The following is a 21,778-nucleotide window of genomic DNA, read 5'->3' on the forward strand; positions in this document are numbered from 1 at the left end:
GCTGCTGCTTTTTCAAGGCGGCAGCCCGGTCGCGATCTGTTTTCTTGAAAACCGCAAGGGCGCGTTTGGGGCCATTGCGTCGATCGGCGACAAAACTGTCTGGTCAGGCGGCCTGCGCCGCGTCTGATCTTTCATGCATACGCGGGGCGGGCCTTAATGACAATTCGTTTTTATGATTGTCCCGCACATGATAACACTGGGTTAAGAGACAAGTGCTCCAGCAAGGGGCCAAGCATTGAGGATATCGAGTTGACCCGATGGATCATCGGCATTGCGTGCCTTTTGTGCCTGTGCGCAAGCCATGTGTTGGCGGCACCGCTTGCCGGTGCGCTGACCGTTGAGACGCGCGGCCTGTTCACCCGTGAGACAGTGCTTGAGATGCCTGTGGATCAACCGGTTCCGTTTCGGGTGTTCACCGTGGACCGGCCCGACCGGGTGATCGTGGATTTCGACGGATTGGTCCTGCCCGAGGTCACGGGGGGCGGCGGCGTCGTGTCGGGCCTGCGCGCGGGATGGTTCACCGCGGGGCAAAGCCGGTTGGAGATCACGCTGGCGCGCAAGGCCCGGATCGTGAGTGCCGCTATGGAGGACGGACAGTTCCGCCTGATCCTCACGGAAACCGATGCAGCCGAGTTTGCCGAAACGCTCAATCCACCGGAGGGATGGGCGCGGCTGCCTACCCTGACGGCAGAGATTGCGGGCGATGATGGCCTGCCGCTGGTGATGCTTGATCCCGGTCATGGCGGGATTGATCCCGGTGCCGTGCGCGATGGCATTTCGGAGAAGGATATCGCGCTGACCTTCGGGCTTGAGCTGCGTGACGCGCTGCTGGCGACCGGGCGGTATCGGGTCGCGATGACGCGGGAGGAGGACATCTATATCGGCCTGCGCCGCCGGGTGGACATGGCCCGCGCGGCGGGGGCGGATGTGTTCCTGTCGCTCCATGCCAATACGGTGACACGGGGGGAGGCGCGGGGGGCCGCTGTCTATTCCTTGTCCGATGACGCGTCTGACGCGGCAACGGCGGCCCTTGCCGCGCTTGAAAATCAGGCCGACCTTTTCGTCGATGTCGATCTGGGCGCGGGGGATACGGAGGTCGCGCGCGTCCTGTTGGATCTTGCACGGGTGGAGACGAATGCCCGCTCCGGTCTGCTTGCAGGCGCAATGGTGGAGACCCTGCGCCATTCGGCGGGCGTGATCCGCACCCATCCGCACCGCTCCGCCGGGTTTGCGGTGCTCAAAGCGCCCGATATTCCCAGCCTCCTCATTGAGCTTGGGTTCCTGTCTGACGCGCAAGACAGGCTCAACATGCGCTCCCCCATCTGGCGGGCCAAAGCGATTGCGGGGGTGATTGCCGGGCTGGATGAATGGAGCGAGCGCGATCGCCTGATGTCCGGCCTGACGCGGCAATGACGGATGCGCGAAGTCTTGCCGGCTTTGCCATGGACCGGGCCGCATCGCGATTTCCCTCACGAAAGACTGATGCATCGGGCCTGACACCGGCATTTCGTCCTGTTAAGAAGCCTTCAGACACGGATGAGGCGCGGCAGTGAAATACGTCCTGAGATTTTTCGGTTTTATCTTCAGTTGGCTGGTGCTGGGCCTTGCCGCGGCGGTGATTGTTGTGGGTGGGGTGATCTGGTCCTATTCTGGTGATCTGCCGGATCATGAGGAGCTTGCCGCCTATGAGCCCACGACGCTGAGCCGCGTGTATTCCGGTGAGGGGCGGCTGTTGGACGAATTTGTGCGCGAACGCCGCGTGTTCACGCCTGCCGATGAAATCCCCGATATCGTCAAGCAGGCTTTCATCTCTGCCGAGGATAAGAATTTCTATGAGCATTGGGGATTTGATCCGCGCGGCATCGCAAGCGCCGTTTTGGATGCGGCACGGGGCGGGCGGTTGCGCGGTGCGTCCACGATCACCCAACAGGTGGTCAAAAACTTCCTCCTATCCGGGGAGCGGGAGATCGAGCGGAAAATCCGCGAAATCATCCTTGCGGTGCAGCTTGAGTCCGTTCTGGAGAAAGAGCAGATCCTTGAGCTTTATCTCAATGAGATTTTTCTGGGCGAAAACTCCTATGGCATCACGGCCGCCGCGCGCAATTATTTCGCGAAATCCCTGTCCGAATTGACCCCGGCGGAGGCGGCGTTCCTGGCCGCGTTGCCAAAGGCGCCCTCCAATCGGCACCCGGTGGATGATCGGGACGTCGCCCTGTTCTGGCGCAACAACACGCTGCGGGAGATGGGGGAGAATGGCTATCTGCCGAAAGAGGATGTCGCCTTCTGGCAGGAACAGCCGCTTGATACCATCCAAGGGGGAGAGATTGAGGCGCCCGAGGATATCCGCCTGCCTGGGCGCAGCTATTTCACCGATGAAGTGCGCCGCCAGTTGGTGCGCGAGATCGGGGAGGAAAAGCTGTTCACCGGTGGCCTGACGATCCGCGCCACGATTGATCCGGTGTTGCAGCAGGCCGCGCAGGACGCGCTGCGCACGGGCTTGCTGACCTATGCCGAGGGGCGGGAGGGCTATCGCGGCCCCATCGCGCAAATCCCCGAGGATATGACCCTGCGCGAGGAGGATTGGCGCGCCGCGCTGCGGGATCTGCGCATCCCACGCGATATCGAAGACTGGCGGCCCGCCGTTGTCACGCTCGTGGGCAATTTCTCCGTCCGGGTTGGGATCGAAGGCGTGGAAGAGGACGAGGACGGCCATTTCGTGCGCCTTGCCGACACGCGATGGGCGCGCCCGCAGGCCGCCGATGGCACCCTTGGCGCGGCCCCGTCGGAGCCGTCTGATGTCTGGTCCTTGGGCGATGTGATTTATGTCACTGAAGGCGAGGTGGATGGGGAGCCGCGCTGGCTGATGAAACAGGTGCCGGAAATCCAAGGTGCGTTCATGGCGATGGACACGCGCACCGGGCGGGTTCTGGCGCTTCAAGGTGGGTTTGATTACGGCCTGAGCGCGTTTAACCGTGCCACGCAGGCCCGGCGACAGCCCGGCTCATCCTTCAAACCGTTCGTTTATGCAGCCGCTCTCGATCAGGGCTTTACCCCCTCCACAATCGTGCTCGATGCGCCTTTCGTGCTGGATCAGGGGCCGAATGAGGATCCGTGGATTCCGAAAAACTATTCGGGCGAGGGCAATTTCTATGGTCCGCAATTGATGCGCGTGGGGATCGAACGCTCCCTCAACCTGATGACCGTGCGCATCGCCGATGATGTGGGGATGGAGACGGTGGCGGAATACGCCGAAGGCTTCGGCATTTATGACGAGATGCCGTCGCTCTTGTCTTATTCGCTTGGCGCGGGGGACACGACGCTCTTTCGGATGCTCGCGGCCTATGCGCAGTTTGCCAATGGCGGGCAGAAGGTCACGCCGTCCCTCGTGGACCGGGTGCAGGATCGGCGCGGCAACACGATCATCCGCCACGACGCACGGCTCTGTCAGGGCTGTGACGAAGACTACGCCGAGGGAGACGCGCCATGGGTGCTCGACCCGGCGGAGCGCGTGATGAGCGATCTGACCGCGTACCGTCTGATCTCCATGCTGGAGGGCGTGGTGGATCGCGGCACGGCAAGCGGGTCGCTCGGTGATCTCGACTATCCGCTGGCGGGTAAGACCGGCACCACGAATGAGGCGCGCGACGCGTGGTTCATCGGGTTCAGCCCGTCCATCGTCGCGGGCTGTTTCATCGGCTACGATTCTCCGCGCCCGATGGGCCGTGGCGGCACCGGCGGCGGGCTTTGCGCGCCAGTGTTCCGCGATTTCATGGATGTGGTGATCGAAAACGAGGTCGTGCCACCGGGGCAATTCAAGCAGCCCCCCAACACCGTGCTGGTCAAGATTGATCGAAACACTGGCATTCGCCTTCCCGATGAAACGACGCGGGATCAGGCGGATTATGTCCAGGAGGTCTATCCGCTTGATGCGGTGCCCGCGGTTTATGCCGATGTGTCCCGGACAATCGGTGGCGGCGGGAATTTCACGCTGGGGGATTTGGCCGTCACGACCGATCCGCAGGAGGTCGCGGGCGACACGGGCGAGGACGGTGTGCGCCCGCCCCCCCCGCCGCCGCCCGCAGGATCGCTTGACAGCGGTGGTCTCTACTAGCGCGGCTTTACCATCCGTTTGCCCAAGTCTATGTAGAGCGTGCAAGTCACGTCAGGAAATCCCATGCGCGCTGAAATCCAAACCCTCTCTGACCAGATCAAGAAATCCATTGCCCTGCTCAAGCAGCGCTCCGGCTGGGACACGGCGGGGCATCGGCTCGAAGAGTTGAACGCGATGACCGAAGATCCCGAACTATGGAACGACGCGGCGCGCGCCCAAAAGCTAATGCGCGATCGGCAGACGCTCGTTGATTCCATGGACACGATCAAAGGGCTGGAGCAGGGCCTGTCCGACGGTCTGGAACTGATCGAGTTGGGCGAGATGGAGGAGGATGACGAGGTCGTGAAAGAGGCCGAAGCCTCCATCCGCGCGCTGGCCGAGCTTGCCGCCAAGAAGGAGCTTGAGGCGCTCCTGGATGGGGAGGCTGACGGCAACGACACGTTCCTTGAGATCAACTCTGGCGCGGGCGGGACGGAAAGCTGCGATTGGGCCTCGATGCTTGCACGGATGTATGTCCGCTGGGCCGAAAAGCGTGGCTTCAAGGTGGAGTTGCAGTCAGAAAGCGCGGGTGAAGAGGCGGGGATCAAATCCGCGACCTACAAGATCAGCGGTGAGAATGCCTATGGCTGGCTGAAGTCGGAAAGCGGCGTGCACCGTCTGGTGCGGATCAGCCCGTACGATTCGGCGGCGCGGCGGCACACCTCGTTCAGCTCGGTCTGGGTCTATCCCGTGGTGGACGACAATATCGAGATTGAGGTGAACCCCGCCGATATCCGCATCGACACCTACCGCTCCTCCGGGGCCGGCGGGCAGCACGTCAACACCACCGATTCCGCCGTGCGGATCACCCATATTCCGACGAATATCGTCGTGACCAGTTCCGAAAAATCCCAGCACCAGAACCGGGATATCGCGATGAAGGCGCTGAAATCGCGGCTCTACCAGATGGAGTTGGACAAGCGGAACGAGGCGATCAATGAGGCGCATGAGGCCAAGGGCGATGCGGGCTGGGGCAACCAGATCCGCTCTTATGTGTTGCAGCCCTATCAGATGGTGAAAGACCTGCGCACGGGCCATGAAACCTCTGACAGTCAGGGCGTGCTGGACGGTGACCTTGATCCGTTCATGGCCGCGACCCTTGCGTTGCAGGTGTCCGGCAAATCGCGGGCAGAGGCCCAGGCGGAAGACTAACGCCTGAGAAACACCAGCGCGATCAGGGCGGAGAGGAGCGACAATCCCGCCGCCCACCACGCGACAAGCGCAAAGCCTGCGTTCATCGCTGCTGCATTCTGGGTGAATTCGCCAAAGCTGCCCATGCCGCCCGCTTGGCCATAGCCATAGGCGGCAACCCCACCCATGGAGGCCACGGCAAACAGCCCTGAAATCCGGCTCATCGCGTTGTTGATGCCAGATGCGGCCCCGGTGTCGTGATACGCGACAGCCCCCATCACCGCTGCGGAAAGGGGGGCAACCACCAGCGCCATGCCAAGCCCCATCAGCGCGCTGAGCGGCAAGAGTTGGCCCCAGAAATCCTGCGCGGCCACGGTCAGCGCCAATCCGGCAAACGCCAGCCCAGCCAGCAGAGAGCCAAGCGCGATCAGCGGCTTCGGGCCGATCCGATCCGCCAATCGCCCAAAGCGGGACGACAACAAGCCGATAAAGATGGAAAGGGGGGCAAAGGCGAGGATCGTCTGAAATTCGCTTATCCCCCAACCCGTCACCAAGGTCATGGGCAAGAAGAACAACACCGCGCTCAGCGCGAAATAAAGCGCGAAGGTCAGCGCATTGGCGGCGGCAAAACCGGGCAGGGCGAACAGGCGTAAGGGCATCATCGGGCGGCGCGCGCGTGTCTCCACCCACAAGAACGCAGCCGTCAGCATCAGCCCAATGCTGCCAAACCATAACAGATGCTCCAGCGCGGGCCCATCACCGTCCCCCCCACGGCCCGTCATCGCCCATGCCAACGCCCCAAGGCCAAGTGTTGCCAGCAGTCCACCGAGGTAATCGGGAGCCTCCGACGTGTCCGGCGCGTCGCGTGGGATGCGCCACCACAACAGCGCAAAGGCAATCGCGCCAATGGGCAGATTGATCGCGAAAATCGCACGCCAGATGCCCGGGATATCAAGGGACAACACCGCCCCGCCCACCGCCGGGCCAAGCGCTGTCGTCACGGCAGAGGCCGCAGCCCAGATGCCAATCGCGGCCCCGCGTTCGGCTTGCGGATAGGCCTTGGAGATCAGCGCGAGGCTGCCCGGAACCATCGCCGCCGCGCCGATCCCCTGAAGGCCCCGCGCTGCAATCAAGAATTCGGCGTTGGGGGCAAGCGCGCAAGCCACTGACGCGGCAACAAACAAAAGGATACCAAGGCCAAACAGCCGCACGACGCCGTAGCGATCTCCGGCGGCACCCCCCAGAAGGATCAGCGCCGACAGCGTCAGCATATAGGCATTGTTGACCCATTGCATTTGCCCAAGGCTCGCGCTGAGATCGGCCCGGATCGCCGGGATCGCGATGGAGACGACCGTGCCGTCGATAAACCCCATGGCAGAGCCGATCACGGCTGCGACCAGCACATATTTGCGGGACGCGACAGGGCAGAATGTCTGCGCAGCACTGGTCATGATGCGCCATCAAAAAACCCCCGGCGCGTCTGCACCGGAGGTTCTGAATTCAGTCCTGAGGACAGAAGATCAGCTTTCGCTGTCCGAACCGGTGCTGCCCGGCTTCGGAATGGAATTACCGCCGATCGGATCGTCGCTGCGCTGGACGGAGCCTTCGAAATGGGCGCCGCTCTCGATCGCGATGGTTTTGTGCACGATATCGCCCTCAACCCGTGCGGAGGAGGTCAGGCGCACTTTCAGCCCGCGCACGCGCCCGATGACGCGGCCATTGACCACCAGATCGTCCGCGATCACTTCACCCCGGATCGTGGCACTTTCGCCAACGGTCAGCAGATGCGCGCGGATATCGCCCTCGACCACGCCTTCGACCTGAATGTCGCCGCTGGTTTCCATATTGCCCTTGATCGTCAGATCAGACGACAGCACGGATGGTGCCGGTTTCGGCTTTGGTGCGGCGGCAGGTGCCTTGGCCGGGGCGGGGGAGCTGGTGCTCGCGGTGCCCGGTGCGGCGGAGGTGGGGGAGGACGCCGGTTTGTCGCCGGATTTCGGCTCAATGGGGTCGTTGATTTTGCTCTTAGAGAACATCGCTTGCTGCCCTTACATAGTTCAACGGATCGACGGGACGCCCGTCTTTTCGGATTTCATAATGCAAATGTGTGCCAGTGCTTCGGCCCGTATTGCCCATATCGCCAATGCGATCACCCTGACGCACAGTATCTCCGACAGACACCCTGACGCGATGCAGGTGCGCATACAAGGTCTCATAGCCAAATTCGTGCTGGATTTTTACCACCCGACCATAGGCGCCCATGGTGCCAGCCCATGTCACAACCCCGTCGCCCGCCGCCGTGATCGGCGTGCCGGTGCGGGCCGCGAAATCAAGCCCGTTATGCTGGCGGCGCGTGCCATTGAAGGGATCGCGCCGTGGGCCAAACCGGCTGGTGAAGCGGTGCGCGACCTGCACGGGATGGGCAAAGGGCATGTTCTGCATCGCCACGCGCAACTGATTGAGCCGCTCCATCCGCTGGAAAAGCGCCTCGGCGCGGGGGTCTTCGGCCCCGGGGTCAAGGGAGACGGGAGCCAACACGGGCAAATCCCCCTTCAGCACCGCGCCCTCGTCGCCCTCAATCAACACTTCCGGGCCACCCTGACCGGTATAGTCGCTCATGATAGTGTCCATCAGCGCCTCAACATCCGTGCCGGCACGTTTGAACACGTCCTCAAGTGCGGCAAGCCCGCTGTCGACCGCATCCTCCATCCGGCTATAGACGCGCTCTTGTTGTTGGCGCAGCAGGGCAATCTCCGTCAGGGTTGCTTCCTGCTCTTGTGCCAAAAGCGTGTTATCGGCGGCGAGGCTTTCGACCATCACGCTGCGGTCATGCAGGCTGGTCGCGATCTGTGCGAGGGCGGCTTCCATGTCGTCGCGGGTGAATTCTGCCGCGGCGAGTGCTGTGGAAAGGTGTGCAATTTCAGCCTGCGCCTCGGCCAATTGCGCCTCAAGCCGGACGCGGGCAGCGCGCTCTTCGTCCAGTTGGGCTTGCGTCGCGGCATGGGCCAATTCGGCGGCATTCAGCGCCTGCGTCACGCCGACCAATTCGCCATGAAGGCTGGTCACCGTTTCCTGCGCGAGCTTGGCCCGGGCCTGTGCGCTTGCCACATTGCCCGATAGAAGCGCGCGATCCGCGCTCAGCCGGTCGATGCGCTGCTCATAGACGTCGCGCACGACTTCAAGCTGATCGGTCGCTTCCAACTGCCCGACGCTGCTCATGACCAAAGACGTGATGCCAACGGTCCCGCCCACGCCAAAGCACACAAGCCCAAGCACGGCAAGCACCTGACCCACCGGGGAGAATGTCCTGAAATAGGTTTTCTCGTCCGTTCGCAAATAAATCGTCCTGTCCGGCAGGACACGCCATTTACGGCGCGTGGTGCCAGTCATGTTTCTTGTCACCGGTGCATCCCCCATGCGTCGGTCTGGTTGTCACATCCGCCCCTTTGCTCCCCCCGAAGGAAAGGGACGATCACGCGGATTTGTATAGCGAAACCCGCATGGCCCCACAACGCCGATTCACGCCTCCTCGGCAAGGGGCCAATAGAAATCGAGCGGCAGTCCCGCCTCCGCCCGTTTTTCGTCGTTGAATGGCGGTTTGAGCGGGCCGTGGAAATAGGTTTTGACAAGGTGATGAAAGGCCGGTTTCGGGTCTTTCTCATGCCGCCCGCACAGGTAGTGAAACCATTTCGAGCCGTATGCCACATGGCCAACCTCTTCTGCATAAATGGTTTTCAGGGCTGCGACGCTGTCGTCATCGCCGGCTTTCTCAAAGAGGGTGATCATGCCGGGTGTCACATCAAGGCCGCGCGCCTCCAGCACCATTGGCACCACCGCGAGCCGCGCTTCAAGGTCATTTGCGGTGTCCTCAGCGGCGCGCCACATGCCCGCATGGGCGGGAAGGGCGCCGTAATGGCTGCCATAGGCGGAAAGCCGCGCATTAAGCAGCCCGAAATGCTTTGATTCCTCGTCTGCCGCCCGGACCCAGTCGTCATAAAAGCCGCGCGGCATCGGAATATGCGTGAACCGCGCGATCACGTCCCAATGCAGATCGACCGCATTGAGTTCGATATGCGCGATGGCGTGTAACAGCGCGATGCGCCCGGCGGGCGTGCCGGGCCTGCGACGCGGCACATCACGCGGGCTGAGCAATTCCGGCTCAGCGGGCCGTGCCGGTTGCAGCGGCGGTTTCGCGGTGCCGATGGGCATATCGGGTGTATCGCGCCATTTCTGCACACAGGCCCGCGACAGCGTGGTCTTTTCGGTGGCATCGGCCGTGCGCAATACGGCCTCCGCACAGGCGGCAATGGTGTCGGGCAGGATCACAGGGATTTCACGGCTTCAAGCACGGCCTCGACATGGCCGGGTACCTTCACCTTGCGCCATTCCGCCCGGATCACCCCGTTCCCATCAATCACAAAAGTGGAGCGTTCGATGCCCATATAGGTTTTGCCGTACATGTTCTTTTCTTTCCATGTGCCATAGCGCTCACAAACGTCGCCTTCGGCATCGGAAAGAAGGGCAATGCCCAGATCATGCTTGGCGATGAATTTGTCATGCTTGGCCACAGTGTCTTTCGACACGCCAAGGATGGTGGCCCCTGCGGCCTTGAACGCATCGACAGCCTCGGTAAAGCCGATGGACTCCTTGGTGCAGCCCGGCGTGTCATCCTTGGGGTAGAAATAGAGCACTACCGTTTGCCCCGCGAAATCGCTCAGCGACAGGGTCTGACCGCCGCTTGCGGGCAGGGAGAAATCGGGCGCCTTGTCATCAACGGTCACGGTCATCGGGATACTCCTTCTAGATGTGCTGTTTGGGTCAAAGATATGGCCCCTGCGCCGGGGTCAAGGCTTTACGCCGGGAAATCGTGATGGCACATGGGCGAAAACCCAAGACGGAGCCGATCCGATGAAATTGAGCGACTTTGATTTCGACCTGCCTGACGAGTTGATCGCCCTTCGCCCGGTGCGCCCACGGCCTGCGTCGCGGTTGTTGGTGGGGCAGGGCGCTGCGATTACGGATGCGCATGTGCGTGATCTGGGTCAGTTTCTGCGGCCGGGCGATATGCTGGTGTTCAACGACACGAAAGTGCTGCCAACCCGGTTGGCAGGGGAGCGGCGGCGGCAAACGCGGGACGGGTCCGGCACCGCACAGATCGAGGCCACGTTGATCGAGCGTGTGGCGGCGGATCAATGGATCGCACTCGCCAAACCGGGCAAGCGGCTGCGGGCGGGTGACCCTATCCATTTCCCCGGTCTTGTGGCGCAGGTCATAGAGAAGAATGAAGGCGGCGAGGTGCTGTTGTCCTTCGATAAGGCGGGCGACGCGCTCGATGCGGCGATTGTGGCTGGTGGCGACATGCCATTGCCCCCCTATATCGCCCAGCGCCGCGCGCCCGATGCGCAGGATCTTGAGGATTACCAGACCGTGTTCGCCACCCGCCCCGGCGCGGTCGCGGCACCCACGGCGTCCCTCCATTTCGATGAGCCGCTTCTGGCGCAGCTTGATGACATGGGCGTGCTGAACACGCGCGTGACGCTGCATGTGGGGGCGGGCACGTTTTTGCCAGTGAAGGTGGACAATATCGCGGATCACAAAATGCACGCCGAATGGGGGGAGATCAGCCAGACCGCCGCCGATGCGATCAACGCGGCCAAGGCTGCGGGCGGGCGCATCATCCCGGTGGGTACCACTGCCATGCGCCTCTTGGAGAGTGCGGCACGCGACGGCAAAATTAGCCCGTGGGTGGGAGAGACCGATATCTTCATCACGCCGGGCTATAAGATGCAGATCACCGATGGGCTGATGACCAATTTCCACCTGCCTAAATCAACACTGATGATGCTTGTCTCCGCCCTGATGGGTGTTGAGGAAATCCGCGCGATCTACGCCCATGCGATTGCGGCGCGTTATCGGTTCTTTAGCTATGGCGACAGTTCCCTGCTGCTGCCAAAGGGCTGATGCACAAAACCGACCCCGCGTGACGATTCTGGACTGGCGGGGCGGGATATGCGCTGATAGGCGGCGCCAGAACCACGCGTTATGAGAAGGCCGCGAGATGTTTGGTGTAGTGCGACAATCCTGGGCGCTCCTTCTGGGGATGCTTTTCCTGATGACCGGCAATGGGTTGCAGGGCACCGTGCTTGGTATTCGGGGCGGCATCGAAGGTTTTGACGCCAATACGATGGCTTGGGTCATGTCGGCCTATTTCCTCGGGTTTCTGGGGGGATCGCGGCTTGCGCCATGGATGATCCAGCGGGTCGGGCATGTGCGGGTGTTCGCGGCGCTTGGCTCGATGATTTCCGCAGCCTTTATCCTTTATGCCGCCGTGCCGGACCCGTGGGCCTGGGCGGTGATGCGGCTCATTGTGGGGTTCTGCTTTTCCGGCGTTTATGTGGTCGCTGAAAGCTGGCTCAATGACAATTCGAGCAATGAGACGCGGGGGCAGGCGCTCTCTGCCTATATGATAACCCAGCTTGTCGGCATTCTGGTGGCGCAAGCGATGATCAACTTTGCCGATCCGGCGGGCTTTACGCTGTTTGTCATCATGTCCGTGCTTGTTTCGGTATCTTTCGCGCCGATCCTGCTGTCGGTCAGCCCCGCGCCGCCCTTCGCGATGACGAAAGGGATGACACTCAAGGCGCTGTTCGTTACCTCGCCTTTGGGGTTTGTGGGGATGTTTTTCCTTGGGCTGGTGTTTGCCGCGATGTTTGGGATGTCGGCGGTCTACGGGACGGAAAAGGGATTGTCGGTGATCGACATCACGATTTTCGTCTCGGCATTCTATGTGGGCGGGTTGGTGCTGCAATATCCGGTGGGATGGTTTTCGGATCGGTTCGACCGACGGCGCCTTGTGCTGATGCTAACCGTGGCAGGCGGGGTGCTGACTCTGCTTGTGATGCCCTTGTCCCAGTATTTTCTGATCGTGGTTGCGGGGGCTTTCGTCATCGGTGGGATCGCCAATCCGCTCTATTCGCTGCTGATCGCCCACACGGCAGATTACCTGCAGCCCGAGGATATGGCGGCGGCGTCCTCGGGCCTGATCTTTATCAACGGGCTTGGGGCAATTCTGGGGCCATTTGCGGTGGGTGCCGCGATGAACGCCTTTGGTGCGGATGCGTATTTCGCGGTCGTGGGCATCCTATTCGTGATCATCGCAGGCTACGCCCTGTGGCGCACGACGCGACGCCCCGCGATCCCGGTGGAAGATACAGGAACCTACACGGCGGTGTTGCCAACGGCGTCCCCCGTCGCGGTGGAGGTTGCAACCGAAATCGCCATTGAGGCCGCCGAAGAAAGTGATGCTGAAGAGAACAGGGAAAAATCCGACACTTAAAGTGTCGGAAAACTGTCACAAATCGCGTGGGATGTGTTAAGGTTTTTCCAATGGCGAGCATACGCCAAGGAACAGAGGAGACGAGCGGTGGCTGTATCTTTTGAAGAAGTATTGAGCTTCTGGATTGATGATGTGGGGCCTGACGGCTGGTACAAGTCCGATCCAGAACTGGATGAGACGATCCGCTCTCGGTTCATGGACACATGGCTGGACGCTGCAGCGGGCAAGCTTGACCATTGGGCGTTTTGCCCACGCGGGATGCTCGCCTTTCTGATCGTGACGGACCAGTTTCCGCGCAATATGTTCCGCGACGATCCACGCGCCTTTTTCACCGATGCAATCGCTTTGGAAGCCGCGTCGCGGGCCATCGCGCGTGATTTCGATCAGGAAGTCAATGAACCGGAGCGGCAGTTTTTCCTGCTTCCCTTCATGCATTCCGAAAGCCTGACCATGCAGGAACGGGGCGTGCGGCTGTTCATGATGCGGATGTCGCCGGAGAACCAGAATCTGCTTCATGCCCGCGCGCATCGCAAGGTGATCCGCGATTTCGGGCGGTTTCCGTATCGCAACTCGGCGCTGGGGCGTAGCAGCACGTCTTCTGAGCTGGCCTATCTCGATGCGGGTGGATATCGGCATACCCTGACTGCCTTGGCGAGCTGATTCGCAGGACGCCAAGGGCTGGTTTGACGTTTCCAAAGCAAGGAATGGTCTCATCAGTGCTATTGTGCGACCGAATAAAACCCGTATTCTCAATACATATCGGTTTTGGGCCGTTTTTGCGCCCATTCCTTTACACGGCCCCGTGACGTCGCGTAAGCGTGTGGGGAGACATAAAAGGTTTGATATCAAACCAAATTGGGTCGAGGAAACGGGAAATGGCTGAAAAACAGTTTGACGTTATAGTAATTGGTGCTGGTCCGGGCGGCTATGTGGCGGCGATCCGCGCTGCACAATTGGGTCTGAAAGCTGCGGTTGTGGAACGTGAGCATCTGGGTGGCATCTGCCTCAACTGGGGCTGTATCCCAACGAAGGCTATGCTGCGCTCCTCCGAAGTGTTCCACCTGATGCACCGGGCCAAGGAATTTGGGCTCAAGGCGGACGGGATCGGATACGATCTGAACGCTGTCGTCAAACGTTCCCGCGATGTGGCCAAGCAATTGTCCGGCGGCGTCGGTCACCTGCTGAAAAAGAACAAGGTCACCGTCATTATGGGTGAGGCGACCCTGCCTGCGAAGGGCAAGGTGAGCGTGAAAACGGATAAAGGCACCGAAGAGCTTGCCGCAAAACACATCATCCTCGCCACAGGGGCACGGGCGCGCGAATTGCCGGGGCTTGAGGCCGATGGCGATCTTGTCTGGACGTATAAGCACGCGCTGCAACCGCCCCGGATGCCGAAAAAACTGCTCGTGATCGGATCAGGTGCGATCGGGATCGAATTTGCCAGCTTCTACAACACGCTTGGCTGCGACACGACCGTGGTTGAGGTGATGGACCGTGTTCTGCCGGTCGAGGACGCGGAAATCAGCGCTTTTGCCAAGAAATCCTTTGTCAAACAGGGCATGAAGATCATGGAAAAAGCCATGGTCAAACAGCTTGATCGGGGCAAGGGCAAAGTCACCGCCCATATCGAGACGGGCGACAAGGTTGAAAAGCAGGAGTTTGACACCGTGATCTCCGCCGTGGGGATCGTCGGCAATGTCGAAGGGCTGAACCTTGAAGGACTGGGCGTAAAGGTGGACCGCACCCATGTCGTGACGGACGAATATTGCCGCACGGGTGTGGATGGTCTCTACGCCATCGGGGATATCGCAGGCGCGCCATGGCTTGCCCATAAAGCCTCCCATGAGGGCGTGATGGTGGCCGAAATGATCGCGGGCGGACATCCGCACCCCGTGAAGCCCGAAAGCATCGCAGGCTGCACCTATTGCCATCCGCAGGTGGCCTCCGTCGGATATACCGAAGCGAAGGCGAAGGAATTGGGCTATGACATCAAAGTCGGCCATTTCCCCTTCATCGGCAACGGCAAGGCAATCGCGTTAGGCGAACAGGAAGGCATGATCAAGACCGTGTTCGATGCGAAAACCGGCGAATTGCTCGGGGCGCATATGGTCGGCGCGGAAGTCACCGAACTGATCCAAGGCTATGTGGTCGGGCGGCAGCTTGAAACCACCGAAGAAGACTTGATGAACACCGTCTTCCCGCACCCGACGCTGAGCGAAATGATGCATGAAGCGGTGCTGGATGCATATGGGCGCGCGATCCACTTCTGATCCGTCCCACAGGAAATCGAAGCCGCCCCTGCAACCATGCGGGGGCGGCTTTCGTTTACCCACAACCCATGTGAGGACGGCCCATGACGTATCGAATGATCCAACTTGCGGTGCCCGAGAATTGTATCGCGGCCGTCGATAAGGCGCTCAAGGGCATTGAGCCGCGCAATTGGTGGCGTGCGGCTGCACAGGACGAGGACGAGCCAACACAATATTTCATCGTGCTTCACGAGGCGCGGTTGCAAGACGTGCTGGATGATCTGCGCGATCAGTTTGGGGAGAAATCAGGCTGGCGGCTCACTGTTTCTTCCATCGAGACAGTCTTGCCGGAACTTGACGATGAGGAAGAGCAACAGCGCCTTGCCGACCGCGAATTGACCCATTCGCGCGAGGAAATCCTTGATGGTGTGCGCAAGGACGCGGCATTGACCCGCGATTATCTGTTGCTCAACGCTGTCGCAGCACTGCTTGCGGCGGTTGGACTGTATTTGGGGGAAATTGCGGTGGTGATCGGGGCCATGGTGATCGCGCCGATCCTTGGCCCTATCATGGCGTTCAATTTCGCGACCGCCTTGGGCAACCGGCAGCTTTTGGTAACGGCGCTCAAAGCACTCGGCGCGGGGTTGGCGGTGGCCTTTGGCGTATCGGTAGCCCTTGGCCTTGTGCTCAAGGTGCAGCCCGATCCCGGAACGATGTTGAGCTTTTCAGAACCCCTCACGGCCTTTACCGCCGCCTTGCCGCTGGCAGGCGGGGTCGCGGCGGCGATCATCCTTTTGCAGGGCGCGGGCAGTGGCATCGTTGGGGTCACGGTGGCCGCCGCACTTGTCCCTCCCTTGGCTGCCAGTGGGATGCATGCGGGGGCGGGCGATCATGTGCAGGCCCTGCGCGCGGGCGGCACCGTGATCGCCAATATCGTGGCGATCAATCTGGCCAGTCAGGTCGTGTTCATGATCAAGGGCGTGCGCCCGAACCGGTGGATCAGCGATCAATCGGGCGACTCGCGGTTGTGGAACATGGGCAGTTGGGCAGTGGTGCTGATCCTTATCCTTGCCTATCTGCTCTGGCCCTGATCTCTGCTGCGGGGATGGCCCGAGGGGTCTGCTCCACCTCATGAACAAGGGATGTGAGGGCTGCGTTCAGTGGCGCAGGTAGCCCATAGGTTGCGGCGAGCGACACGATCTCCCCATTGAGGAAGTCAACCTCCGTCGGTCGCCCAGCGGCCAGATCATCCGCCATGCTGGAGCGCGCGCTGCGGTCGATGCCCTGCAAGCGTAGGCCCACCGTATTGAAGAACCAATCCGGCGTGCGCAGCATTTGTGGAATGCGGTGGGCGGGCAGGGCACCGACCTTGGCCGGGGTGATCCCCGCTGCATGGAGCACGCCCAATGCCTCCGTTATCGCGTCGGCCAGAATGCCGCGACAGGCCCGGTCCGACAATTGCGCATGAAGCCCAAGGCCCGACAGCGCATTGACCGCATTGTTCAGATTGAGCAGCAGCTTGCCCCATGCAACTGGGGCCATATCAGACACTTGCCGCACAGCGGGCAGGCCGCGCGTGGCCGGGTGGTCCCTCACGATGACCTCACCTGCGCTCGCTTTGTGCCAGTGGTTTGGGCCGCGCCGCACCACATTGAACGGCACCATCCCCGGCAGGACGGTCACGCCGGGCAATGCGGCAGCGATCAGACTGGGTGGCGAGATGCCGTTCATCAGCGTCACAATCGGTGTGCCCGGCGTCAGATGCGCCCGAAGGTCGGCAATCGCGCCGGGCAGGGCGGTCGCCTTGACCGCGACGACCACGAGATCGGCTTTTGACAGCGGCTCCGGCGTCAGGCTGGTGAGCATATCGGTGCGTCCCTCCGGCCCACCGGACAGGCGCAAACCAGCCTCCGCAATCGGATCAAGCACACCGGGCCGCCCGATCAGGGTCACGTCCCGCCCCGCAAGCGCCCATGTGCCGCCCACAAAACACCCAATCGCACCCGCACCCAGAACCGCGATCATCGGAAGGCCAGACCCACGCCAAACGCGACAAAGGCGCAGATGCCACCAACGAGCACCGTCTCCCCCACACAGCGCAACAACCCCTCCGTCGTGACCCGCCACCGCAAGAGGCCAAGGGTGGTTAGCGCCAATCCGGTGGCGATCACCGACACGACAAAGGTATCCGGCCCAGCGGGCAGCAGGAAATAGGGAATGAGCGGCACAAAGCCGAACAGAAGAAAGGACACGAACGTCGCCAAACCATTCAGGGCTGGGTGCTCATTGGTCGGGTCGGCCATGCCGATTTCGTGCTGCATCATGAAATCCGCCATATATTCGGGGTTGCGCACCATGATGTTGGCCATGGTTTCGGCGTCCTCGGACGGAAGGCCCCGGTCCTTGAGCAACTCCACGGTCTCCAATCGCTCAAATTCCGGGTTTGTCTGGATTTCATGCAGCTCTTTGGCCCGCGTCGCGCGGTACACATCCTGCTCTGACCGGGCCGACAGGAATTCGCCCAACCCCATCGCGGTGCCATCGGCCAAGAGGTTCGCGAGACCAAACAAAAGCACCGCGATGGCTCCGACCTCCGCCGCGCCCTCTGCCCCGAACCCGGCAAATCCCGCGACCACGGCAAAGGTCGTCACGATCCCATCATTGCCGCCATAAACGATCTGGCGCAGATATTCCTGCGCAGGGCTGATTTTATGCTCGTCGCGCATATGCTCGTAGAGGTTTGTCATATCCGGCCCGATCCTTGTTTTGGTCAGGATGACACGCCACATCCCGCTTGACGAGAGTGTTGCGCGTGACGCTGTGCCGCTATGCAAGGCCCTTTCCTGCTTGGACAAAACGGGTCGGACACGCTAAACGAGACGAAACCGTTGGAGGAATGTCATGTCCGAGTTGAAGCCCCGCGATCTGAAGATCCCGCAGGAACGCCATCCGGAAAAAGCCCACCGCAAGGACAACGCCCAGCCCAAGAAACCGGATTGGATCCGGGTGAAGGCACCGACCTCGAAAGCCTATTTCGAGACGCATAAAATCATGCGCGAACATAAACTCGTCACCGTGTGTGAGGAAGCAGGCTGCCCCAATGCCGGCGAATGCTGGGCGCAGGGCCACGCGACGATGATGATCATGGGGGAGATTTGCACCCGTGGCTGCACCTTCTGCAATGTCGCAACAGGCAAGCCTCAAACCCTTGATGTGTTCGAGCCTGCGCGCGTTGCCGATGCGGTGGCCAAGCTGGGGCTGAACCACGTTGTGATCACATCCGTGGACCGCGACGATCTGGAAGATGGCGGGGCGGAGCATTTCGCGCAAACGATCCGCGCCATCCGCCGCAAGACACCCGATACGACCATCGAAATTCTGACGCCCGATTTCCTCAAATGCGATGACCGCGCATTGGAGGTCGTGGTGGAGGCACGCCCGGACGTGTTCAACCACAATCTTGAGACGGTGCCGCACCTCTATCACGAGGTCCGCCCCGGCGCGCGCTATTTCCATTCCCTGCGTCTGTTGCAGCGGGTGAAAGAGCTTGATCCCGCGATGTTCACCAAATCCGGCCTGATGGTCGGCCTTGGTGAAGGGCGCACGGATGTGCTGCAAGTCATGGATGACATGCGCTCCGCCAATATTGATTTCCTGACGATCGGTCAGTACCTCCAACCGACGCCGAAACACCACGCGGTGGATCGGTTTGTGACTCCGGATGAGTTCAAGGCCTATGAGAAAGCGGCTTATGGCAAGGGCTTCCTGATGGTGTCAGCGACACCGCTCACCCGGTCAAGCTATCATGCAGGGGATGATTTTGTGCGGCTGCGGGAGGCGCGGTTGGCCAAACTGGCCAAGGCGTAATTTGCCAGTGATGCGATACAGAGACGGCCCCGGTATTGGGGCCGTTTTTCGTTTTCGGGTGTCGGTACAGCTTAGCTCATGCTGCCAAAAATCAGAGCCATAACAATCGTATAGGCCGCGATCCCGCCCCCGATCAGAATGAGCGGGAACCGATCCAGCAGAGAGGCTTTCGCCAACTCGGTCGCCTGATAAATGAGGTCTGGCCATGTGTAGGACACGAAATCACCTTGCGTGAACACCACCTGTACGCGGCCTTCGGCATCCACGACGGGCAGGCGACGAAACCGGTCATTGGACATGATCCGCAGCCAGTCGGTGACATCATCGTCTTCTTTTGCGACGCGCGGATCGCGAGTCATGATGTCCTCGACCAGCGTCGTGTTCGGATCCCGCCCTTCATTGACCACGCGGCGCAGAATGTCGCGCTCTGTCACCACGCCAATCAGCTTGCCGCCCGCGTCATTCACCATGATGGAGCCATAGTTCAGGGCCGCCATCTGTCCGACAGCGGTGCTGACGGTTGTATCCGGGGTGGTGGTCAACGGCTTGGGTTTGTTGGAAAACTCGGGCCGGTCCTTTAGCTTCATCGCGCGTGATTGCTCTGACATGTCTGCTCCTTTTTCATGCTGCGGCCTGTGTGCCGCACTTGAGGAGTTAACGATCTAGAGCGCAAATCGTTCACATAAAGCGCACTTTCCCGATATAGGGCAGGTTGCGATTGCGTTGGGCGTAGTCGATGCCGTAGCCGACGACGAATTTGTCGGGGATGCGAAAACCGGTCCATGTCGCCTCGATATCGACCTCCCGCCGTGAGGGTTTATCGAGGAGCGCGCAGACCTGCAGCCGCGCAGGATTGCGCGCGCGCAACAGGTGCAGCACATGATGCAGCGTGAAGCCAGTATCGACGATATCCTCGACGACCAGCACATCGCGGCCCTCAATCTCTCCGCGCAAGTCCTTGAGAATACGCACTTCCCGGCTCGATTCCATCCCGTCGCCATAGGAGGAGGCTTCGATGAAATCGACCTCCACCGGCAGGTCCAATTCCCGCACCAGATCGGCGATGAACACGAAAGAGCCGCGCAAAAGCCCCACCACGGTCAGCTTGTCGGTATCGGCAAAATGATCGGAGATATCCCTTGCGAGCCCTTCGACACGGGCAGCGATCTCCTTGGCGGAGATCATTTCGTCGATGGCATAGGCGGGTTGATCGGTCATGGGGCTGCTCCGCGGAATGTGACGCGCGCAGCATAGCGTCCGCCCATCATTTGTCACCCGCGACAATCAGGCGTGTTTCCTCCTGCGCGCATGTGCATATATCTGCCACCATGCCAAAGCACAGTGAAACCCGTGTCATGCCCTATACCGCCGATCAGATGTATGCGCTGATCGCGGATATTCAGGCTTATCCCCAATTCCTGCCATGGTGCAGCGCCTGCCGCATTCGCAGCCGCACGCCCCGGCCCGAGGGAGGGGAGGTCGTGGATGCGGATCTCGTGATATCCTTCAAGGTGTTTCGGGAGCGGTTTACGTCCCGTGTCACCATGATGCCGGATGCCGGCCGGATCGACGTGGAATACCTTGATGGTCCGTTTAAATATCTGGTGAACAACTGGACGTTTAAACCGCTCGACGACGGGCGGTGCGAGGTCGATTTTCATGTGGATTTCGAATTCAAATCCCGCACGCTTCAGGCCCTGATCGGGGTCGTGTTTAATGAAGCGATGCGCCGGATCGTGGGTGCATTCGAGGCGCGCGCCAAAAAGCTCTACGGTTAAGGCGGGGGCCACGCCGGGATCGGCGCGGCCCTGTTTTTGGGTTACGAGCGGATATCGTAGGCCCGCTCGCCATGGGCGACGAAATCCAGGCCTTCGGTTTCCGCGTCTGCCGTCACGCGCATCGGCACGATCGCCTTGCAGACATAGACAAGGAGGAGCGTCACCACGAGGGTGAACACCCCAACCGCGATCAGCGCCACGCCCTGCGCCATCCAGGATGCGTATCCGAGCACGGCCAGCATGATTGTCCCGAAAATGCCGCCAATGCCATGCACGGCGAACACATCAAGTGTATCGTCAATCTTGAGCATGTTCTTGACCACACCGCAGGCTTCTTGACAGAGAACACCGGCCACGCCGCCGATCACCAGCGCCTCCACCGGACCGACAAAGCCCGACGCTGGCGTGATGGAGGCAAGGCCCGCGATCGTTCCTGTGACAAGCCCGACCATCGACGCCTTCCCATGCTTGATCCGCTCATAGAACGCCCAAGTGAGCGATGCAGTCGCAGCAGAGATATGCGTGACCGTGATCGCCATCGCAGCCCCACCATCCGCGGCCAGTTGCGAGCCGCCATTAAAGCCGAACCAACCGACCCAAAGCATCGACGCGCCCAGCATCACATAGCCGGGATTGTGCGGCGGGGTGGCCTTATTCGCGCGGGGGCCAAGGACAGCCGCGATCACCAGCGCCGCGATCCCAGCGGTTTCGTGCACGACGATGCCGCCCGCGAAATCCAGCGTGCCCATCTCGGCCAGCCAGCCGCCGCCCCAGATCCAGTTCGCCACAGGCGCGTAGCACAACAGCATCCAAAGGCCGGAGAACAGCATCACAAAGCTGAACCCGATCCGCTCCACATAGGCGCCAACGATCAGCGCGGGCGTGATCACCGCAAATGTCATCTGGAACGCGAAAAACGCGACCTCGGGCAGGGTGCCGGACAGCGTGTCGGCATCCACACCGTTGAGGAACATGCGGTCCAGCCCGCCCCAATACGCACTCTCCCCACCACCAAACGCGATGGAATAGCCGAACGCGAGCCACAAAACGCTCATCAAACACGCGATCGAGATGCAATGCATAAAAACTGAAAGCACATTTCGTGCCCGAACAAGACCACCATAAAAGAGCGCAAGCCCCGGCAAGGTCATAAACAGGACCAAGGCCGTCGCGACCATGATCCATGCGGTATCCGCACCATTCATTCTGATATCCCCAGTCTAGTATCGCCCCTTTTTGGAGCATTGCGGTGGGGATGCCTTGGGCC

General features: G+C 61.0%; 20 protein-coding genes. 10 read left to right on the top strand and 10 right to left on the bottom strand.

Annotation, left to right across the window (positions count from 1 at the left end):
* Positions 1-249 precede the first annotated feature (249 nt).
* The 3 genes from FHS89_RS03815 (at position 250) to prfB (ending at position 5,302) form a co-directional block, all read left to right on the top strand.
* Positions 250-1,413 carry an N-acetylmuramoyl-L-alanine amidase gene (locus FHS89_RS03815; protein ID WP_184008703.1) on the top strand — a complete coding sequence of 388 codons (1,164 nt, stop codon included), beginning with the start codon at positions 250-252 and terminating at the stop codon, positions 1,411-1,413.
* A gap of 136 nt (positions 1,414-1,549) precedes the next feature.
* Positions 1,550-4,111, top strand: a complete 2,562-nt coding sequence (locus FHS89_RS03820; protein WP_184008706.1) for a PBP1A family penicillin-binding protein — start codon at positions 1,550-1,552, stop codon at positions 4,109-4,111.
* A gap of 63 nt (positions 4,112-4,174) precedes the next feature.
* Positions 4,175-5,302, top strand: a complete 1,128-nt coding sequence (gene prfB, locus FHS89_RS03825) for a peptide chain release factor 2 (protein WP_184008708.1) — start codon at positions 4,175-4,177, stop codon at positions 5,300-5,302.
* On the opposite strand, the gene FHS89_RS03830 is transcribed toward prfB, so the two are convergent.
* From FHS89_RS03830 to bcp, 5 genes are all read right to left on the bottom strand, one after another.
* Positions 5,299-6,732 (bottom strand): MFS transporter, encoded by a 1,434-nt coding sequence (locus FHS89_RS03830; RefSeq protein WP_184008710.1) that lies wholly within the window; start codon positions 6,730-6,732, stop codon positions 5,299-5,301. The genes prfB and FHS89_RS03830 overlap by 4 nt on opposite strands.
* 69 nt (positions 6,733-6,801) lie before the next feature.
* Positions 6,802-7,317 (bottom strand): bactofilin family protein, encoded by a 516-nt coding sequence (locus FHS89_RS03835; protein ID WP_184008712.1) that lies wholly within the window; start codon positions 7,315-7,317, stop codon positions 6,802-6,804.
* Positions 7,307-8,671: a DUF5930 domain-containing protein gene (locus FHS89_RS03840; protein WP_184008714.1), complete on the bottom strand. Its 1,365-nt coding sequence runs from the start codon at positions 8,669-8,671 to the stop codon at positions 7,307-7,309. The genes FHS89_RS03835 and FHS89_RS03840 overlap by 11 nt, the downstream gene beginning before the upstream one ends.
* Before the next feature lie 129 nt (positions 8,672-8,800).
* A complete protein-coding gene (locus FHS89_RS03845) occupies positions 8,801-9,604 on the bottom strand; it encodes a ferritin-like domain-containing protein (RefSeq protein ID WP_343051338.1) in 804 nt (267 codons plus the stop codon).
* Complete coding sequence (bcp, locus tag FHS89_RS03850) at positions 9,604-10,068, bottom strand: thioredoxin-dependent thiol peroxidase (protein WP_184008716.1); 465 nt, start codon at positions 10,066-10,068, stop codon at positions 9,604-9,606. Before bcp ends, FHS89_RS03845 begins: the two co-directional genes overlap by 1 nt.
* A 121-nt stretch (positions 10,069-10,189) precedes the next feature.
* On the opposite strand from bcp, the gene queA reads away from it, so the two are divergent.
* The 5 genes from queA (at position 10,190) to FHS89_RS03875 (ending at position 15,957) form a co-directional block, all read left to right on the top strand.
* Entirely contained in the window at positions 10,190-11,242 is a 1,053-nt protein-coding gene (gene queA, locus FHS89_RS03855) for a tRNA preQ1(34) S-adenosylmethionine ribosyltransferase-isomerase QueA (RefSeq protein ID WP_184008718.1), read from the top strand.
* Positions 11,243-11,339: 97 nt separating this feature from the next.
* Entirely contained in the window at positions 11,340-12,617 is a 1,278-nt protein-coding gene (locus tag FHS89_RS03860; protein WP_184008720.1) for an MFS transporter, read from the top strand.
* Positions 12,618-12,704: 87 nt separating this feature from the next.
* Complete coding sequence (locus tag FHS89_RS03865) at positions 12,705-13,277, top strand: DUF924 family protein (RefSeq protein WP_184008722.1); 573 nt, start codon at positions 12,705-12,707, stop codon at positions 13,275-13,277.
* 215 nt (positions 13,278-13,492) lie between these two features.
* A complete protein-coding gene (gene lpdA / locus FHS89_RS03870) occupies positions 13,493-14,887 on the top strand; it encodes a dihydrolipoyl dehydrogenase (RefSeq protein WP_184008724.1) in 1,395 nt (464 codons plus the stop codon).
* 95 nt (positions 14,888-14,982) lie between these two features.
* Entirely contained in the window at positions 14,983-15,957 is a 975-nt protein-coding gene (locus tag FHS89_RS03875; RefSeq protein ID WP_184008726.1) for a TIGR00341 family protein, read from the top strand.
* Here FHS89_RS03875 and FHS89_RS03880 read toward each other — a convergent pair.
* Both FHS89_RS03880 and FHS89_RS03885 read right to left on the bottom strand, forming a co-directional pair.
* Complete coding sequence (locus FHS89_RS03880) at positions 15,929-16,891, bottom strand: 2-dehydropantoate 2-reductase (RefSeq protein ID WP_184008728.1); 963 nt, start codon at positions 16,889-16,891, stop codon at positions 15,929-15,931. The two genes, FHS89_RS03875 and FHS89_RS03880, sit on opposite strands and share 29 nt — an antisense overlap.
* The gene (locus FHS89_RS03885) at positions 16,888-17,613 is read right to left on the bottom strand and encodes a VIT1/CCC1 transporter family protein (RefSeq protein ID WP_184008729.1); all 726 of its coding nucleotides are present in this window, start codon (positions 17,611-17,613) and stop codon (positions 16,888-16,890) included. The genes FHS89_RS03880 and FHS89_RS03885 overlap by 4 nt, the downstream gene beginning before the upstream one ends.
* A 154-nt stretch (positions 17,614-17,767) precedes the next feature.
* On the opposite strand from FHS89_RS03885, the gene lipA reads away from it, so the two are divergent.
* Positions 17,768-18,733 carry a lipoyl synthase gene (lipA, locus tag FHS89_RS03890; RefSeq protein ID WP_184008731.1) on the top strand — a complete coding sequence of 322 codons (966 nt, stop codon included), beginning with the start codon at positions 17,768-17,770 and terminating at the stop codon, positions 18,731-18,733.
* A gap of 71 nt (positions 18,734-18,804) precedes the next feature.
* On the opposite strand, the gene FHS89_RS03895 is transcribed toward lipA, so the two are convergent.
* Together FHS89_RS03895 and hpt are read right to left on the bottom strand one after the other, a co-directional pair.
* A complete protein-coding gene (locus FHS89_RS03895; RefSeq protein ID WP_184008733.1) occupies positions 18,805-19,341 on the bottom strand; it encodes a CBS domain-containing protein in 537 nt (178 codons plus the stop codon).
* A gap of 70 nt (positions 19,342-19,411) precedes the next feature.
* Positions 19,412-19,951 carry a hypoxanthine phosphoribosyltransferase gene (gene hpt / locus FHS89_RS03900; protein WP_184008735.1) on the bottom strand — a complete coding sequence of 180 codons (540 nt, stop codon included), beginning with the start codon at positions 19,949-19,951 and terminating at the stop codon, positions 19,412-19,414.
* Positions 19,952-20,061: 110 nt separating this feature from the next.
* Here hpt and FHS89_RS03905 point away from each other — a divergent pair, with 110 nt between their 5' ends.
* On the top strand, positions 20,062-20,511 hold the full coding sequence (locus FHS89_RS03905; RefSeq protein ID WP_184008737.1) for a type II toxin-antitoxin system RatA family toxin: 450 nt from the start codon (positions 20,062-20,064) through the stop codon (positions 20,509-20,511).
* A gap of 41 nt (positions 20,512-20,552) precedes the next feature.
* On the opposite strand, the gene FHS89_RS03910 is transcribed toward FHS89_RS03905, so the two are convergent.
* Positions 20,553-21,716: an ammonium transporter gene (locus FHS89_RS03910; protein ID WP_184008739.1), complete on the bottom strand. Its 1,164-nt coding sequence runs from the start codon at positions 21,714-21,716 to the stop codon at positions 20,553-20,555.
* Between the last annotated feature and the right edge of the window lie 62 nt (positions 21,717-21,778).

The organism is Rubricella aquisinus, assembly GCF_014199445.1.
Classification (GTDB): Bacteria; Pseudomonadota; Alphaproteobacteria; order Rhodobacterales; family Rhodobacteraceae; genus Rubricella; species Rubricella aquisinus.